Genomic DNA, 16,699 nt, shown 5'->3' on the forward strand with positions numbered 1-16,699 from the left:
CGTCTGCGGGATCTGCGCAGCCCTTCACTATCCAGGGCCAGCTTGACGCATAAGCCTCAATTCGGCCCACCATCCGGTGGTCACTCGCCCAGTCTGGGGATCAAATCCGTTCGTGCGCATCGAAACCCGGTTTCTGTCATACCCGGTCGCTACCGTGATAGACGGCCGAAGTCCGCGTGGTTGTGCAGGGGTGAGCGATGGCCATGGCTGATCGAAGTCGGCGCCAAGGATCGCGTAGCGGCGCTGTGATGATGACTGCGGCGCTGACGCCCGGACGGGAGTATGTCGACATCAGCCACGATGTTGTTTTCCAGGCATGGCATGGTCGTGCCGGATTGACATGTTTGGGCTGCAAGGATCGGCTCACCGTCGTCGCTCTGCCGACGGGTACGCGGTTTCTGCGCCACGAAGCTGGCAGGAAGGCGCGCACCGGCGTGGGGGAGCACCACAGCGGTGAGGAAACCTATCTGCACAACCGTGCCAAGCACTGGGTGCGCAACCAGTTGCGGTCGGTCGGCGTGACCGATGCTGAGGTCGAGCGTGCCATCGCCAGCCGGACACCCGACGTGTCCGGTCACTACCAAGGGCACCTGTTCGCGGTCGAAGTCCAATGGTCCCCGCTGACGGAAAACATGGCTCGCGAACGAACCGCTGCACTCGGCGCGGCCGGCGTCGACCACCTCGTATGGCTGACCCAAGACTGCGACTGGGTCTCTCGGCTGCCGGCGCTCGGGATTGCCGACTTCGACCCCGCCGAGGACGAATACGAGGCCTTCACCGGCTTCTACCGCGGGCACTCGCGAGGAATGCGCGAGACACGACACCCGGTCAGTACTTTTCTGCGGCAATGGATCAACGACGAACTCGGCTGGGCACACATCGACCTCAGCCGCCGAGGATGGGCCATCGTGACCGACTGGGAACAACGCACCCGACAGCAATCCGCCACCCTCACCGACCTCAAACGTCAACTCGACAACCGAGTAACCGAGAACGCTGAACTCGAGACCGCACTCGACGCCGCAACCACGTCCGCGGAGAAGGCTGCCGAGGATCTGATCAAAGCCGAGATCGTCGTCGATCAGCTCAAGGACAAGAACCGGCGACTCGCCACCGAACTTCGCCACGAAACGGGTCTAACGCACACCGCGGCTGGCTTTGCTGGGGTTCTCGGGATCGTCGCGCTCATCCTGCTGGTGCTGCTGCTCGTGCTCTAGGCGGCGGTATCGCGCACTGGCTCCGAGCCAACGGTTGGCTCCCGCTCCTCGCCGCTGCAGCCATCGGCGGCCCCGTTCGATAGTCAACCAGACCCACTTTGCCACTCGGTTAGCCGAGCGTGTCGGGGCCTGTTTGTAGGCTCGACGTGGCGCGCGACTGTGATCACGCAGTTGGCCGCCGCGGCGGACCGCACGAAGGAGGGTACATGCCTGCTTGGGCGCTGTTGACGAAGGCTAAGGGCCGGAGTTGGGAGAGCAATGAGGGGTACCCCGATGTGCTAGGGAGCGAGTATGTCTACGACAGTGCGGTAGGTAACCACCGTCAGGTTGCGGTCGGTGACGTGGTGGTCCTCCGAAGCTCGGAAACGGTCTATGGGATCTCACGTATCGATCGAATTGACACCGAATCAACCGTGAAGACCCGGCTGCTGTGCCCCAACTGTGGCAAGACCGGCTTCGACCGCCGGACTTCAATCAAACCGATATTTCGGTGTGGATCCTGCCAACACACTTTCGACACACCGAACAAGGCGGAAGTACCGATCGTCCGATACAGGGCCGGCTACGCACAGCGGTGGCACCCTCTGGACGGTGAACTGACCAGCAAACAGATCGAGCCAGCTCTCGACAACGCAAAACAGAGCGCAATTCGCCGCTGTGATCTCGATATTCTTGCCGGAATACTCGACGGGATCGGCGTTCGAATCCCGGATCCGGTCGACACCTCGACGACTTCAGCACACAGCGGCCCCGCTTCCGATGTCAATGTCACCGCTGTGGGTGACGAGATCAACGCGACCGATAGCGCCACTGTCTGGAAAAGGGCTACGGTCTCGATTCCAGCTATTTCCGACGATGAGACACTTGGCCCTGATCTACTCGGCATTGCGCCGGACGCACGTGCGCTAGCAGCACTCCTCGCGTCAAAGAACTTGATCACACCGTTGGCTGTGGCGCTGTATGGGGAATGGGGAGTCGGCAAGACGTTCTTCATGAACCAGATTCAGGCATACATCGATGCTTTCACCAGTAGTGACCCGGAAGGCACCGTCTTCCAACCCGGGGTGCAGCACGTCGTGTTCCGGGCATGGCACTACGAGCGAGGCGACCTCATGGCTAGCCTCCATCAGCACATCTTCGAAACTCTCGATCTGCCGCCTGAGACCCCTGCAGAGAAACTGCAGAAGGCGCACGACCGCGTCGTGGCCCTCGCCGAATCGGTTGCGACTGCCCGAACGCAAGTAGTGGCGATCGAAGGAGAAATCGACAGACTCGGTGCGAGGATCGAGACTGTCCGAATTCGTCACGAAGCAGAACTGGAATCGCTCAAATCTGTACGACCAGAAGACATCTGGTCGGCGGCTACCGACGGTGACGCGTTGCGTAGCCAGTTCGAGACGGCCGCCCAACAGATGAAGATCTCGGAGGCAGTCGACAGTGTTCGAGAGTTGCGTGACTCTGCCGATGAGATCGTCGCGCAATGGAGCAGGATCCGGCTGCTCGGAACCCCGTCAGCGCCGCGGCGCACATCGCCACTACTGGGTGGACTCCTCGCCGGCCTGTTTGTCCTGATATTGACGCTGATTCTCGCGAAGGTCGGTCCTGATGACTACCACGCGGTGGCTACATCGGTCGGATGGTTCGCGGCGGCGATCGCAGGCGTCGCAACAGGTTTGAGCAAACTTTCCAAGCTGATCTCAAAGATTCTTGCGCCGGCCGAGCGGGTGCAACGGTGCATCGCACGCCGGGTCCAAAATAAGAAGATTGACCAGGCAGTCGAGCTTGCGGACCTAGAAAAAGAAGTGGCTCAGAAGCGTAGCGAGCTTGCCGAGGCCTGTCGCGCAAAGGTCGACGCACTCAAGGAGTTGGACGAGGCGCGCCGCGAACGTGATGATCTGAAACCGTCGATCGTGTTGCAGCGCTTCATAGCCGACCGCGCTGCAACGGTGGAGTACGAGGAAAACCTCGGTGTGACCACCCGGATCCTCCGCGATCTACGGAACCTGTGCCAACATCTCAGCGACGCAATCGCCGAGCCTGAGGCCAGAACCAAACGTGTGGTCCTCTACATCGACGATCTCGATAGGTGCTCAACAAAGACCGTCGTAGCTGTACTGGAAGCAGTTCACCTGTTCCTTGGCCTCCCCCATTTCGTGGTCGTGATGGGAGTTGCCCCGCGCAGTCTGGATCGATCCCTCCGAGCATGTCATCCAGAACTGCTCGAATCCGGAGATTGCGCTCCCACACCGTCGGACTACCTGGAAAAAATCTTCCAGTTGACTTTCACCTTGCCGCCGATGAGTCCAGAGGGATGCAGAGCCATCCTGCGCGAGGTTGTCGACCGCAACGATGGACCAATCCCGAGAAGCGGTTCGACGGAAGTTTTGCCAGACGATCAGATCAACGAGGTCCCCGGTCCCGACGAGACCGACAGTGCTGGAGACCTGCCCGGAACTTCGGCCGACGGCGTTACAACCGAGCAGGACAGTCCGGCAGGGCATTTCGATGCGATGCCCGACGAACTACTTACCGAATCGTTGGCGCTGTCCGAGAGCGACCGCGAGATTCTGGATCTAGTGGCACCGCTCGTAGCAACGACTCCGAGACGGGCCAAACGTTTCGTCACTGTCTACACCGTGGTCCGAGCGCGGCTCTCTGCAGAACCACACGACCCTGCCGCGCTCGCAGTTCTCGTCGCGGCCTTGCTTGGTGCACCCGAAACTCTCGGCTGTGCGCTTCGCCATTGTGATGCCGCGACCGAAACGGCGGAATCCTTCGGGAACTGGGCTGAGAGCATCCAATATCCCAGTGTCGCAACTCTAGAGGGAAGTCGGGTCGCGGCGTTTCTTGCCAAAGCAGACCGGTTGCTCGACCTTCCTATGGAGACCGTTCTAGCCAACCGGCATCAGGTCTTGCCCTACACAATCGGCATCACCAACAATCCGCCACTGCCCGGAAACGAATCCGATGATCCCGCGGACGGTGGCGATCTCGAAGTTCAACCGTTCGATCCCGACAGTCGTGCGGAGCCAGCGATTCCGGTGTGGGTAAGCCGGTAGGGGTGTAGCACAAGGCGACGGTAGGTCGGAAAGCGATCGGATCACGCCCGCGGCGGCATCCAGCCGTCCTTCTCGGGAAGATGAGGAATCCACGCTTCAACGAGTTCAGCCGCTTCCTGTAGTTCCTGGAGAAGGATGCGTGCTTCTTTTCGCGTGCCTATGAACCCGCACTGCCCGAACATCTCTGCCTCTATACGAGGATTTCCCGGCGTTCCGTCGGCGCTGATGTTGCAAACCAAAGTCGCCATGAACTCGAGCGATCCTTTAGCTAGGTACCTGGGGATAGAGGTACCTGCCGAGTCGCTCATATGAAGGACGTCCTCACGGCATTTTTCTATGGTGTGTGTCTCCGTGCACCAGTCTGGACACGCATATTCGGGGATTAGTGAGGTCTGCGTGACTGTATTCACGGGTTCCGATTATCGCGACCAGTAGGAGAATCACAGGTAGGCGCGCCCGGAACGTACTTCGCAAACCGACAATGAAGTCAGCACTACCGCCGACCTCGGCCGGGCGGTCATTGCGGGCGGGCAGTGCTGACGTCGAAGGGTAGAACTTCTGCCTTCCAAGCAAACACCGCCACGGAAGCCGGGCGACAACAGCAAGCTAAATAGTTCAGCGTCGGCGTTGACGGCGCAGCCACCGCCAGCGTGATAGAGAGGTACCGGGCGCTGGTTTCGGTGCTGCTGCTAGATCGATGGTGTGCCGGTCTGCCCAGGCGCCGGTGAGCGTGCGCCGTACCGACCCTTCACCGACCACGCGCGTGGCGATAGCCAATGCGCCCGGCTCGTCACTGAGCTCCTCAGCCCGCAGCTCAGTGCATGCCGCGGCGGCTGCGGCGATGTCGGGGTGCAGCGAGAGGTGCACGACTGCACCGGTTTCCGACGTGATGACCAGTATCCCTACCGCGGTGCTGGCGGTGTCTTTTGCCAGCCGGGTCTGCTTGTCGAGCACTCCGCCTGGCTTGGCGCCGAAGCGGTCGACGACCTCGATGCGGGTTTGAGCCAAGTCCAGCCACAGGCATCGTTTCGCGATATCTCGTTCGCTGATCCCGAGCGTGGCGACCAGCTCATCCATGCTCGGCGGTGGGTTCGCTGCCCAGGCGTGGATCAGTTGTTCGTCGGCTGCCGCGTCCCAGTATGGGATTCCTTGCTGGGTGTGCGCGGTGCGCGCCATCTGTTCCCAGTCGAAATCCGGTGAGGCGGCCATCTGTCGCAGTTTCCGTAGCGCCATGGTCTCGCCCCAGGCGTCCAGCAGCAGTAGTTTCGCGCGAGCCCGGATCGCGGTGAGACTGCGACCGAGGTGGTCGGCTATTTCCTGGTCCGACATCGACGTGCGCAGCGCGGCAACGAATTTCTGATAGTCCTCGCCGTTCCAGAAACTGTCCCGACGATCCTCAGCCCCCAGCGTCATGAGCACATCCTCGCAAACGGCACCGACACGCTCTTGTGCCCGCTGGGTTCAGGATTCAGTTGCGCGGTGTGTTGGTCAAGTAGTCGGTGCCGACTGTCCAGCGAGGTGCGCCGGAAATCCGCCAGGCGCGCCCCGGGCGATGTAGATCAGTAGCAGTCGAGGTGGCCGGCGAAGCCGATCCGATAGTCCGCGACCGCTTCGGCAAGGAACTGGAGCCTGCGCGCGACCACATCCGCCGGTCCGGCGATCTGCCATCCGTCGCCGTCCGCGCGAAGTCCGCCGATGTTGGGCAGCGCCAGCAGCTCCAACGCGGCAGTGACCTCGTCACAGGTTGGTGCCGGGTCGAGGGCGCGGCGAACGACTCGGAGAATGTCTGCGGTCGCGAACCCGCCAGTGCCGTCTTCGTCGTCGATCGCGGCCATCACCACCGAGAGCACGTCACCGGGCCGTTCTTCGGATGTCGTCATCAAGAGCTCCTGCGGTTTCTCTTCGGTTCGATCAGCGAACGCCGCGGGCACCACTGGAAAGCGGGAACGTGGCCGCGCTGATCGGCGGTGGGGATCACGAACGAGCACAACCCGATCCAGGAACCGTCGATGCACTCCGCCCACGCATGAACCAGTCCTGGCACTGTCCGACGCAGGTCTAGGCCGGCCGATTTGACGCGCAGCGAGGCGCCGCCACCCCGTAGGTGGGTGATGGTAGAGATAGCTGTGCCGAGCTCGACGAGAACTGGCTTCGGTGGGTCGACAACCCGCCAAAGCGACGAGGAGAACTCATCGGTCCAGTACTCGAACATAGTTTCGAATGTTAGCGCGTGTCGACCCTGGTTAGTCGGACGCTCAAGTTAGGCTGCGATCGTGGCGTTCGTGGAAGGTTCCAAGGTCAAGATCGGTGCCAACGGCGGCTCCGAGTTCGTTGTGATCGAAGTCGAGCACAACGGAGACCCCGGCGTCGTGCTGATCAAGCCGGTCATCGACGCCGGCTACGAGTTCCCGATGCGCGTCGCCGATCTGGTGCTCATCGACGACCACCCCGAAACGGCCTAGCGCCGGGCTCTACTCTGTCGAATCGCGCGGCGGCAACTGTTGGAGCTGCTCGTACAGTGCGGCGATGGGGCGCATGCCTCCCGGGTCGTACTCGTCGAGGGGATCGACGGGGCGGTGATCGGTCTTGCGTCGTGTGATCTCGAGTTCGCCGACTGCCTTGTGCCACCGTTCGTAGGCCGCTTGTTTGGACTTTCCGCACGCCGCGCCCACCTGCTGCCACGTCGCGCCGGCGAACCGCGCTGCCGCTACCGCGCCACGAACATCCATGTTCGCTTTGCATAGAATTCTGAGTTTGGTCAGTTCCAGATTCAACCGCGTAGGAGACCGGTCGGAATTGTTCCCAGCATTCAATTTCGATACATCTTCGCTGTTTGTCGCATTACCAAGCAGTAGCTTCGTGGCGAGTTCGCTGCATTTGGTAATCATTGCTAGCTCCAGGTCGGTGGCGGCCTGGGCAATCTCGTCGTCATCAGGGCACCGCGTAAGGTCGTCTACGTTGTCGCGCTGGTTCTCCATGGGTAAAGGATTCCTTGACGCAGCTAACCGTGTCAAGATTTTCTTTATCGTCATGTTTTCAACATCTTCCCAGCGTGTCGGTTTGAAACAGCGCTGTTCCCATTGTTGGCAGTGACTCAGATCACCAACTGACTGTGAGGTTTGTTACACCCGATTCGGGAACTTTGATCTTGATAACCGATGAGGCATTCCGTTTTGAGTGCTTCAACCAGGGCGAAATCGGGAATTATCGCCATTTGGTAGCAAATGCATCGCGGTCGACGCAATGTTATCGCCCTGTGATCCGGGCGAGGTATGCAGCTAAAGTCTGAAGCAAGCGTTGTGGTGGGCTGCTGTGCCCAGCCTGAAACAACGAGTGGTAACCGATGCGTGTCCGCCCCCGTGCCAGCGAGGGCGGATCACGGGTTTCGACAGCCGCCGCAACGCGTCCGATAACCGCTACAATGCCGGAGCTGTCCTTGCCAACGATATCGGTTGCTGCTGTCCCATTCAATCGAACATGGTTGTTCGAAAGAACATTTGCAAAATCACCTGCACGTACATCCACGACTCTAGAGCACCGTAGCACTCTCCTGCTGGGGGGCTCCCGTGGAGAATGACCGGCTGGACGGCGGTGCGCCGCCCGCTCCCTTTCGTCAGTTCGGTGAGACCTACACCATCATCGGCGTCGTGCCCTCGGACCGGGCGTCGCTGGCGACCGTGCAGACCGCCGAAGAGCTCGCCCGTGCTCTGCGGCATGTCCAGATCGAGGTCAACCTCAGCATGGCTGAGATTGCCCGGCGTGCAGGCGTCTCCCAGATCGCGGTGATGAATATCCTTGTCGGTAGGCAGATCCCGCGCAGCCGGCACTCGTTCCTCGCGATGGTGCGCGCGCTGGGCATCGTGGACCTCAAACCATGGAACGCCGCGTTCAAACGTGTGCGAGGCAACGCCACCCGCTTCCAGCGGGGTCTGATCATCGGCGACCACGCCGACGTCAACGGCGTCGGTACTCCCGCGCCGATGGAATCCGTCGATCCCGAAACTCTGCATCAGGGCTTCTGGTCCGACTTCCTCCAGCAAGCACTCTCCCAGGCCCACAGCACCTTCCGATGCGCGATGTTCTTCACCTCGGTCGGCGCGCTGATCCTGCTGACCGGCGCCTGTCTGGCCATCGCGAACGCCAAGAGTGCCGACGGCAATCTCTACGCGGCCGCCGCGACAGGTCTCGGCGGACTCCTCATCACCACCATCAGCGGCGCATTCACTGTCCACGCCAACAAAGCCCGCCGCCACCTCACCGACCAAGCCGCGCTGATTCACCAAGCCATTCAATCCGACAGAGTCCTGAACCAAGCGCTGCAGCTGATCGACTGCGTCGAAGATCCACACCTTCGCGACCGACTCCGCAGCGTCACCACCGCCTGGGTACTCGGCCTCGGCCCCGCACCCCTGGACATGACGAATCACGAGCCGCCACAACAAATCGAAGCTGCTCGCGATACGGAGATGAACTAGGCGAGGCGTCCGGATCGGTCGGCACAGGGAGCTTGCCGAGGAAGGGGAAATAACGTAAAGCCGCAGTCGAACGAGCCGGGATCGCAATGTGTTGGACCACACTCCCCAGTGTCGTCGGTAAGGCCTTGTTCGCCGATCTTGTTCAAGCAAAGTTTGGAGTTTCCGATGTATGGCTGCAGATTGCGCGAGAAGCTATCTAGTTATCGGATTGAACCCTCGGTTACCCTCGGCGGGCCTGCTAGGTCTGGGAAACTTGACAACTAAGCAAAACGACCCAGGGCAGGAGAGAACTGCATTGGAGTTCGGGCCCGACGATCGGTGGCCGCCGCACACGGAACCGTTCTGGCGGGAGACACTTGACCACGCCAGGGCGCGCGGCTGGTGGCTCCACCGGTATACAAGCCATGCGTTCGGCGTAATCAAATGCATGACGGGCGAGTGCGAGCGTCAAGTTCCCTGTACAGCCAGGGGGTCGGAGAGCATCGCTCGTGATGTTCGTAAGAAGATCGATCAGTGCACGCACGGTAGTTCGACTATCGGACTACTGGCGGCGGTCGACCAACGGCTCAATCAGGCTCACAACTTGATCGTGGCTGCGAAGGCGATGGTCCTCAGAGGGCGTGCTGAAGCGGTGCTTACACTGCTCGATGACGCTGAATCGTTGATCGACGGTTCCGTGGACTACGACGAGTTCAGTCGGCGCGTCGATGAGGTTGACGAGCAAGACATGATCATCGAGGGCGCAGCGCAAGCGGGCGGCTTCGATGTGCCGAGCACGCCAGCGAAGGCCGTTGACCTCGCCAACTCGCAGGTCAGGGCCGCGCGCAAGACGCTGGCTGATGCACCGTTAAGTGCAAGCGAAGTCAGAGCGCGGCAGCGGAGATGCAAGGAGCTGCTTGCGGAGATTCGTACTGTGAGAAAGTCCCTATTGTGATAAAGCTGATCGCTTAGTCATGCCATCATTGAGGAGTTGGCGATTGTCAACCAGTGCGGGGCGACTGCAGGGAGGAGCGGGTACTGCATGTCAATGTCTGTAGAGCTGCAGGTAGAAGGCGTTGACTTGGCGCAGGAAGCAACGCAGCAGGCCATCGCAACTTCCGACCTGTCGTCGGCGCTCTGGTCTAAGGTCAACGGCATCGCAACTGCCACGGTTTACCCCACTTCAAACCACGTACCGAGCGAAGTCCTTGAGTTTGCCAGGCAGCTGGCGAGCTTGGTCCCAGGAGCTCGGGCGATTCGAGTACATCGAGACTTGGTCTCTGCAAGCGACATCGCTCACCGAACGGGCTTCTCTCGTGAGACTGTCCGGAAATGGGCAAGTGGCTCGACCGAACGTTCCTTTCCAACTCCGTTCGGCGCTGTTGGTGACGGGACGCGGACGTCGAAGGTCTGGTTGTGGCCCGACGTTGCCGACTGGCTGATCACCAATTACGCGTTACCGATCGAGAAAGACTGGCCGGACGAGTCGACGGTGGCGCACATCGACGCATGTCTCGCGCGTGTCCCGGACTACGCAACGCAGGAGTGGCATGCGCTCAAAGTCTGGAACGACACCCTTGAGCTGGCCCTGAAGCGGCATTTGCAGACCTGCCGACCGCGGGCTGCGCGGGTGCTGGCCACGAACTTTGCTTCCGAGCAGCAGCGAGAGATTGCTCGTGAACAAAGTGGGGTCATCAGTGCCTGAGTCTGTGGGTGCTCCACGTCCATCGCTGGTCGCGCGCACCAAAATTTGCGACGTGCTGACTGTTCAGCTGAGGGCCGACGTGCGGACGGTCAAACTTCCCGAGGAAGTCAACGCCAAGATTAGTGTCGACGAGCCGAAATACACATTTGAAGGGGGTGACCTCTTCATTCGTGTGACCTACGATGCCTCATTTTTTCCCGCTAGTCCCACTGGCGAGGACTCTACGGACGATGACAGCAAACTTGCGGAGATCCGCGTCGCGCACGTTGCCGTTATCAAGGTGGAAGGTGACGCCCCTGATCGTTCAGAGATCGACCGGCTGTTTGTTGAAAACGTAACTTTTATGATTCATCCTTACGCGCGTGCGTCCATACAACGGCTCGCAACCGACGTGGGTTTGCCGCCTGTGACCTTGCCGTATATGCACCGGCGCGGACCGATTGCAAACGCCGTCGCCGTGGTTGCGGAGTTGCAGGGAAAAGGGTCTAGCTGAGACCCGAGAATGGCCTCAGAGTATGGCCCCGGGGCCTGTCCGGAAACGGACTATGAGTGCACGGCCTACGACAAACGCTCACTTTGTGATCAGCACAGCGTCCGGACGGATCGACCTCTTAATTCAGAGCTGGTCGCCTAGCCTGGCACGTCGATGGGCATCGCGTGCACGTTCTTCAGCGACCGATGCGCCGTACCTGCCGAGCATCTGGCGCGACCGCCAGCCGGCCAGCATCATCAGATCTTGTTCTTGACCGCCGCTCGCCAGCCAGTTGTGCGCGAAGAAGTGTCGGAACTGGTGCGGATGCAAGTGTTCGATACCTGCGGCGGCAGCACGGCGTTCGATCATCTGCTGAATGCCGGACGCGGTCATGCGGCCCTGCTGACCGAGCCACAAGGCGGAATCGCCGCTTGCTGCCGCTCGGTGCCCGGCGCGAACGCGTAAGTACCGGCGCAGGCATGTCCTCGTCTTATCGCTGAACGGCAGGGTGCGCGGCCGACGGCCCTTGCCCAGCACCAAGACAGTGTTCTCGACGAAGTCGATCGCGTCGACATCCAGCGGGGCGAGCTCACCGATGCGCGGTCCGGAATCCGCGAGAAGACGGATGATCGCCATGTCGCGGCGGCTCTCGAAGTCGGTGCCCTCGCACTCGGCGATCAGTTTCCGGAGGGCGTCGATCTTGGGTACCGGAATCGGCTTGTCGGGGACAACCGGAGGCGTCAGCCGGTAGAACGGATCGGCAGGCAAGATGTCCTCCGCTACCAGGTATTTGCAGAATTGCTGAAGGCTGCGGTATTGCCGGTGTGCGTACTCAGGGGTGACCGGCCGCCCGGTGCGACGGTTGGTGCGGGTGAGGGTGTCCTCGATGTAGGCGCCGATATTGGCCCGGGTGAGCTGCGCGGAAGTCGTTGGGAGCTCCCTCGATTCGAGGAACTCGCGGAAGTAGCGGATGTCGCGGCAGTAGGTCTCGATGGTGCCCCGCGACTTGTTCTGCTGGCGCAGTTCGCTCGCGAAGTCCTCGGCTAGCTCGGCCAGGTCGTCGAAATCGCTCCCCATGCACGAAGTCTACTCGGCAAAGTTCCTTGGTGTTTGAGCGTTGTGCTGAGCGGGTATCCCCGCTCTGACCCGGAGTATTACCAGGTCAGAGCGGGAAAGCGCCCCCGGCAGGAATCGAACCTGCGACCTAGGGATTAGAAGGCCCTTGCTCTATCCAACTGAGCTACGGAGGCAGTGGGTTCCACCTTGGCCGACATTGGTCGTGCTGTCCAGCGCGCCAATTATAGCGACCGACCAGATGGCTAAGGGTCCAGCGTGACGGCGAGTACGAGCATCGCGGCCATGATCACCTCTAGCACCAGGTAGAACCAGACGGGGTAGAAGGCGGACGGGCTTTCGGCGACGGACGACCACACTCGGCCGAACGCCATGCCGCCGAGCGCGGCGGCCACCGCCAGGCATGCCCCGAATCTGAGTTCACCGACGTCTGCGGCGGCCAACCCGAGGATCACCGCGATGGCGATGCCGAAGCCGCCGTAGACGGCCCGCACCTCGGCGCGGGCGTCGGCGCGGTCGGCTAGCAGGCCGAGCGGGTCGACGAGTTGGCTGGGCCGCAGGAGCCCGAAAACGCCCATGGCGGCGAAGAACAACGCCACCAAGGCAATCAACACGATCGACACGACCGACACAACACCTCCGTGATCCGCAGCCCACAATATCGGCCCAAACCCGACGCGGCCACGCGATAGCCCTCGAACTACGCTCAGTCGTATGTCGTCTGCGCTTGGCCCGTCCGCTTCCCCTGATCTGGAGAGCACTCGGCCCGCGGCGACATATGCGGTGGTGATCGCGCTTTCCGCGGCGATCGCGGCGGTGGTCGCGGCGCTCGTGGTCGGGCTGTCGGCGGCGCAGGCGCTGAGTTTGCTCGGCATTCCCGATCCCGGCGCGTTGACCACCTACGGTCTGCCCGCGGTGCGCGCGCTCGCGGATCTGTCCGCGGCGTTGACGGTCGGCGCCCTGCTGTTCGCGGCGTTTCTGGTGTCGCCGCAGGCGAGCGGGCTGCTGGACGTTGGCGGATATCGCGCGGTCCGGCGCGCTTCCAACTTCGCGCTGCTCTGGGCTTGCTGTGCGGCGCTGCTGATTCCGTTGACCGTGTCCGACACGACCGGCCAACCGGTGCGCGACACGCTGCACCCGGTGGCGCTGTGGCGCGCCATCGATCAGATCGAGCTGGCCGGCGCGTGGCGCACGACGGTGCTGTTCGCGTTGATCGTCGCGGTCGGCGCCCGGCTGGCGTTGCGCTGGGGTTGGACGCCGGTGCTGTTCGGTGCGTCGATCGTGACGATGATGCCGCTCGCGCTGACCGGTCACTCGTCGTCCGGCGGCGCGCACGACGTGGCCACCAACAGCCTGATCCTGCACCTGGTTTCGGCCGCGGTGTGGGTCGGCGGCCTGTTCGCGCTGCTGGCGCACGCCCGCCGCGGCGGCGCGCACACCGGACTGGCCGCGCGCCGCTTCTCGCTGACGGCCACCGTCGCGTTCGTCACGATCGGGGTGAGCGGGGTGATCAACTCGTGGGTTCGGGTGCCCTGGGACGAGCTGTTCACCAGCACCTACGGAAAACTGGTGCTGGCCAAGGCGGCGGCCCTGGTGGTCCTGGGCGTTTTCGGTTACGCGCAGCGGCGCGCGGCGCTGCCCGCGCTGGCGGCCGATCCGAAGGACCGCGGCGCGCTGATCCGGTTCGCCGGGGTCGAGGTGCTGGTGTTCGCGGCGACCATGGGGCTCGCGGTCGGCCTCGGCCGCACCCCGCCACCGCCGCCGACCAGCATCCCCTCGCTCGCGGAGGTGGAGCTCGGCTACAACCTGGACGGTCCGCCGACGGTGGCGCGCATGCTGTTCGACTGGCGCTTCGATCTGATCTTCGGCACGTTGGCGATTCTGCTGGCGATCGCGTACCTGCTGGGCGTGCGCAGGCTGCGGGCCCGCGGCGACGCCTGGCCGATCGGGCGGACGATCGCGTGGCTGTCCGGCTGTGCGGTGCTGCTGCTGGCCACCTCGTCCGGCGTCGGGCGGTACGCGCCGGCCATGTTCAGCGTGCACATGGGCGCGCACATGGCACTGTCCATGCTGGCGCCGATCCTGTTCGCGCTCGGCGGCGCGGTGACGCTGGCACTGCGGGCACTGCCGCCCGCGGGACGCGACGGCGCTCCCGGTCCGCGCGAATGGATCCTGGCCGCGGTGCACAATCCGGTGTCGCGCTTGCTGACCAACCCGATCATCGCCTCGGTGATCTTCGTCGGCGGGTTCTACGCGCTGTACCTCGGCGGAATCTTCGACACGTTCGCCGACTCCCATGCGGCGCACCTGCTGATGAACCTGCACTTCTTACTCAGCGGCTACCTGTTCTACTGGGTGGTGATCGGCATCGACCCGAAACCTCGCCGGGTGGAACCGCTGACCAAGCTGGCCATGGTGTTCGGCTCGCTGCCGTTCCACGCCTTCTTCGGGATCGCGCTGATGAGCATGACCACCGTGCTCGGCGGCTGGTTCTATCGCGGCCTCGGACTCGACTGGAACGGTGACCTGCTCGGCGATCAACGCACCGGCGGCAGCCTGGCCTGGGCGAGCGGCGAGGTGCCGCTCGTGGTGGTGATGCTCGCGCTGCTGATCCAATGGTCACGCAGCGACAAGCGTTTGGCGCAACGCACAGACCGGGCCGCCGACCGCGACCACGACGCGGAGCTCGCCGCGCACAACGCGATGTTCGCCGAACTGGCCAAACGCGATCGGGGAGTACAGAAGTCGGCGAGCGACCCGGCGCAACCGTGATTTGAGTGGCACAGTGTGTTCCACTGACACTGTGTCTTGCGAAGGCAATCTTGCGAAATCCGTCTTGCGGGGCGGTGCTCCGCGACCGGAGACGGTGCTTTCGGACATGGTTCAGTCGTGGTCGAGTCGAATGTGGTCAAGGTGTGGTTGTGAACGAGCGTTCCATGGTCTTTCCCGAACACGACCACAGCGACCGTGTCCATCGTTCCGATGTGCGGGCCGCGCGCAGGCGACTGACCGGACGCACCCGTAAGACCCCGGTCTTCCACACCTGCGTCGACGGCCCGGACGGTCCGGTCCCGGTTACCATGAAGCTCGAATACCTCCAGTACGGCGGCACTTTCAAGGCGCGTGGCAGCCTCAACGCGCTGCTGGCTGCTCCGGATTGCGCCGAGCAGGTGGTGATCGCCTCGGGCGGGAACGCGGGCATCGCCGCCGCCCTGGCCGCCGCGCAGCTCGGGAAGTCCTGCACCGTGGTCGTTCCCGAATCGGCGCCGCACACCAAGGTGGCCGCGATGTGGTCGCACGGCGCCGAAGTGCTCTGGCACGGAACCACTTACGCCGAGGCGCTCGACCACGCCACCGAATTGGCAATGGAACGCAAGGCATTGCGTCTGCATGCTTACGACCTGCCCGCCGTTGTCGCCGGCGCGGGCGTGGTCGGGCTGGAGATCGAGGAGCAGGTGCGCGGCCGCCCGCCGGTGCTCGCCGCGGTCGGCGGGGGCGGGTTGGTCGCGGGCATCGCCGCGGCGATCGGCAGGCGCCAGCGGGTGATCGGTGTCGAGCCGGAGGGCATCCCCACCCTGCACGCCGCGCTCGCGGCGAACCGGCCGGTCGAGGTCGCGGTGTCGAGCATCGTGGCGGAATCCTTGGGCGCCACCAGGATCGGCGATATCGCGATGGACGCGGCGCGGCGCTACGACATCGGCGCACTGCTGGTCACCGACGACGCGATCACCACGGCACGTGATTATCTGTGGCGAGAGTTCCGGATCGTGGTGGAGCTGGCCGGTGCGGTGGCGCTGGCCGCGGTGCAGAGCGGTGTGTACGTTCCGGCGGTCGGCGAGCGGCCCGTCATCGTGCTCTGTGGTGCGAATACCGACGTCGCGTCGCTCTGAACGTTCCGGTTCTGATTCGACCGCTCCGGCTCCGATCCTGACCGCCCGGCTCCGATCTGACTGCTCGGGCTGATCTGACTGTTTCGCGTCGCGTCCAATGGCTCGGCGCGAAACCGACTGCTCCGGCTTGCATCTGACCGCTTCAGCGCGAATCCGACCGCTCCGGAATGAAATCGCCTGCGAAGCACCGCATATCCACATCCGGGAAAGTTGTGCACATTCTCGGCTCGCGCCGCCCGATCGGCGCCCGGATCAGCGACGCTGGTGACACCCCAGCAAGGGGGCGGAACTTCCCGGGCAAGCCGGCGGAATGCGAAGGGGCGGCACCATGTACGAGGCGAATGCGACCGTGATCGGCACGATCGTGAACCATCCGGTGAGGCGGGACCTGTCCAACGGCGAGCAGGTGCTGACCTTCCGGATGGCGAGCAACTCGCGCAGGCTCGACCACACGACCGGGGAGTGGGTGGACAACGGCACGTTGTTTCTCACCGTGTCCTGTTGGCGCAGACTGGTAGCGGGCGTAGAGGCGTCATTGCGCCGCGGTGACCCGGTTCTCGCATACGGCCAGTTGCGCTCGCGGGAGTACCGCGGCAAAGACGGCATGGCACGTCGGGATCTGGAAATGCGCGCCACCGCGGTCGGTCCCGACCTCGCCCGCTGCACCGCCCAGGTCACCCGCTGGTCCGCGGAGCGGTGGACCGACGAGCCGGCACCGGCTCTCCCGGTCGCGGCGTCCGGCGTGCTGTCCGACGCCCTCCCGCCGGAACAGCCGTCGCACCCGGTGACACAAGACGAGGCGCTGCCCGCTCCGGTGTGACCGCGCGA

At 63.1% G+C, this 16,699-nt stretch carries 17 protein-coding genes and 1 tRNA gene; 10 read left to right on the forward strand and 8 right to left on the reverse strand.

The features are described from left to right. The first annotated feature begins 245 nt into the window (after window positions 1-245). Both F5X71_RS08480 and F5X71_RS08485 read left to right on the forward strand, forming a co-directional pair. On the forward strand, window positions 246-1,217 hold the full coding sequence (locus F5X71_RS08480) for a hypothetical protein (RefSeq protein ID WP_238815787.1): 972 nt from the start codon (window positions 246-248) through the stop codon (window positions 1,215-1,217). Window positions 1,218-1,423: 206 nt separating this feature from the next. Next, a complete protein-coding gene (locus F5X71_RS08485; RefSeq protein ID WP_167461448.1) occupies window positions 1,424-4,276 on the forward strand; it encodes a P-loop NTPase fold protein in 2,853 nt (950 codons plus the stop codon). A gap of 41 nt (window positions 4,277-4,317) precedes the next feature. Here F5X71_RS08485 and F5X71_RS37695 read toward each other — a convergent pair whose 3' ends face one another. The 4 genes from F5X71_RS37695 to F5X71_RS08505 form a co-directional block, all read right to left on the reverse strand. Then, window positions 4,318-4,686, reverse strand: coding sequence for a DUF6907 domain-containing protein (locus tag F5X71_RS37695; protein ID WP_428981457.1), 369 nt, complete (start codon window positions 4,684-4,686; stop codon window positions 4,318-4,320). Between the two features lie 205 nt (window positions 4,687-4,891). Continuing rightward, window positions 4,892-5,689: a hypothetical protein gene (locus F5X71_RS08495; RefSeq protein ID WP_167461450.1), complete on the reverse strand. Its 798-nt coding sequence runs from the start codon at window positions 5,687-5,689 to the stop codon at window positions 4,892-4,894. A 146-nt stretch (window positions 5,690-5,835) separates the two neighbouring features. Beyond that, complete coding sequence (locus F5X71_RS08500) at window positions 5,836-6,156, reverse strand: hypothetical protein (protein WP_167461451.1); 321 nt, start codon at window positions 6,154-6,156, stop codon at window positions 5,836-5,838. Then, a complete protein-coding gene (locus tag F5X71_RS08505; RefSeq protein ID WP_167461452.1) occupies window positions 6,156-6,488 on the reverse strand; it encodes a hypothetical protein in 333 nt (110 codons plus the stop codon). Before F5X71_RS08505 ends, F5X71_RS08500 begins: the two co-directional genes overlap by 1 nt. 61 nt (window positions 6,489-6,549) lie before the next feature. Here F5X71_RS08505 and F5X71_RS08510 point away from each other — a divergent pair, with 61 nt between their 5' ends. After that, on the forward strand, window positions 6,550-6,738 hold the full coding sequence (locus F5X71_RS08510) for a hypothetical protein (protein WP_167461453.1): 189 nt from the start codon (window positions 6,550-6,552) through the stop codon (window positions 6,736-6,738). A gap of 9 nt (window positions 6,739-6,747) precedes the next feature. Here F5X71_RS08510 and F5X71_RS08515 read toward each other — a convergent pair whose 3' ends face one another. Then, the gene (locus F5X71_RS08515) at window positions 6,748-7,254 is read right to left on the reverse strand and encodes a hypothetical protein (RefSeq protein ID WP_167461454.1); all 507 of its coding nucleotides are present in this window, start codon (window positions 7,252-7,254) and stop codon (window positions 6,748-6,750) included. A 588-nt stretch (window positions 7,255-7,842) separates the two neighbouring features. Here F5X71_RS08515 and F5X71_RS08520 point away from each other — a divergent pair. The 4 genes from F5X71_RS08520 (at window position 7,843) to F5X71_RS08535 (ending at window position 10,928) form a co-directional block, all read left to right on the forward strand. Beyond that, window positions 7,843-8,751 carry a helix-turn-helix domain-containing protein gene (locus tag F5X71_RS08520; protein WP_167461455.1) on the forward strand — a complete coding sequence of 303 codons (909 nt, stop codon included), beginning with the start codon at window positions 7,843-7,845 and terminating at the stop codon, window positions 8,749-8,751. A gap of 583 nt (window positions 8,752-9,334) precedes the next feature. After that, window positions 9,335-9,685: a hypothetical protein gene (locus F5X71_RS08525; RefSeq protein ID WP_238815788.1), complete on the forward strand. Its 351-nt coding sequence runs from the start codon at window positions 9,335-9,337 to the stop codon at window positions 9,683-9,685. Window positions 9,686-9,778: 93 nt separating this feature from the next. Continuing rightward, window positions 9,779-10,435, forward strand: a complete 657-nt coding sequence (locus F5X71_RS08530; protein WP_167461457.1) for a helix-turn-helix transcriptional regulator — start codon at window positions 9,779-9,781, stop codon at window positions 10,433-10,435. A gap of 52 nt (window positions 10,436-10,487) precedes the next feature. Further along, on the forward strand, window positions 10,488-10,928 hold the full coding sequence (locus F5X71_RS08535; protein WP_167461458.1) for a hypothetical protein: 441 nt from the start codon (window positions 10,488-10,490) through the stop codon (window positions 10,926-10,928). Window positions 10,929-11,051: 123 nt separating this feature from the next. On the opposite strand, the gene F5X71_RS08540 is transcribed toward F5X71_RS08535, so the two are convergent. From F5X71_RS08540 to F5X71_RS08550, 3 genes are all read right to left on the reverse strand, one after another. Further along, complete coding sequence (locus F5X71_RS08540) at window positions 11,052-11,984, reverse strand: tyrosine-type recombinase/integrase (protein WP_167461459.1); 933 nt, start codon at window positions 11,982-11,984, stop codon at window positions 11,052-11,054. Between the two features lie 99 nt (window positions 11,985-12,083). Then, a tRNA-Arg gene (locus tag F5X71_RS08545) sits at window positions 12,084-12,157 on the reverse strand. Between the two features lie 69 nt (window positions 12,158-12,226). Next, window positions 12,227-12,613: a DUF4345 family protein gene (locus F5X71_RS08550; protein WP_428981458.1), complete on the reverse strand. Its 387-nt coding sequence runs from the start codon at window positions 12,611-12,613 to the stop codon at window positions 12,227-12,229. Between the two features lie 82 nt (window positions 12,614-12,695). Here F5X71_RS08550 and F5X71_RS08555 point away from each other — a divergent pair, with 82 nt between their 5' ends. The 3 genes from F5X71_RS08555 (at window position 12,696) to F5X71_RS08565 (ending at window position 16,691) form a co-directional block, all read left to right on the forward strand. Continuing rightward, complete coding sequence (locus F5X71_RS08555) at window positions 12,696-14,753, forward strand: cytochrome c oxidase assembly protein (protein ID WP_167461461.1); 2,058 nt, start codon at window positions 12,696-12,698, stop codon at window positions 14,751-14,753. A gap of 164 nt (window positions 14,754-14,917) precedes the next feature. After that, the gene (locus F5X71_RS08560) at window positions 14,918-15,871 is read left to right on the forward strand and encodes a serine/threonine dehydratase (RefSeq protein ID WP_167466312.1); all 954 of its coding nucleotides are present in this window, start codon (window positions 14,918-14,920) and stop codon (window positions 15,869-15,871) included. A 328-nt stretch (window positions 15,872-16,199) separates the two neighbouring features. Next, complete coding sequence (locus F5X71_RS08565; RefSeq protein WP_167461462.1) at window positions 16,200-16,691, forward strand: single-stranded DNA-binding protein; 492 nt, start codon at window positions 16,200-16,202, stop codon at window positions 16,689-16,691. Window positions 16,692-16,699: the final 8 nt, after the last annotated feature.

The sequence above is a fragment of the Nocardia brasiliensis genome (assembly GCF_011801125.1).
Classification (GTDB): Bacteria; Actinomycetota; Actinomycetes; order Mycobacteriales; family Mycobacteriaceae; genus Nocardia; species Nocardia brasiliensis_C.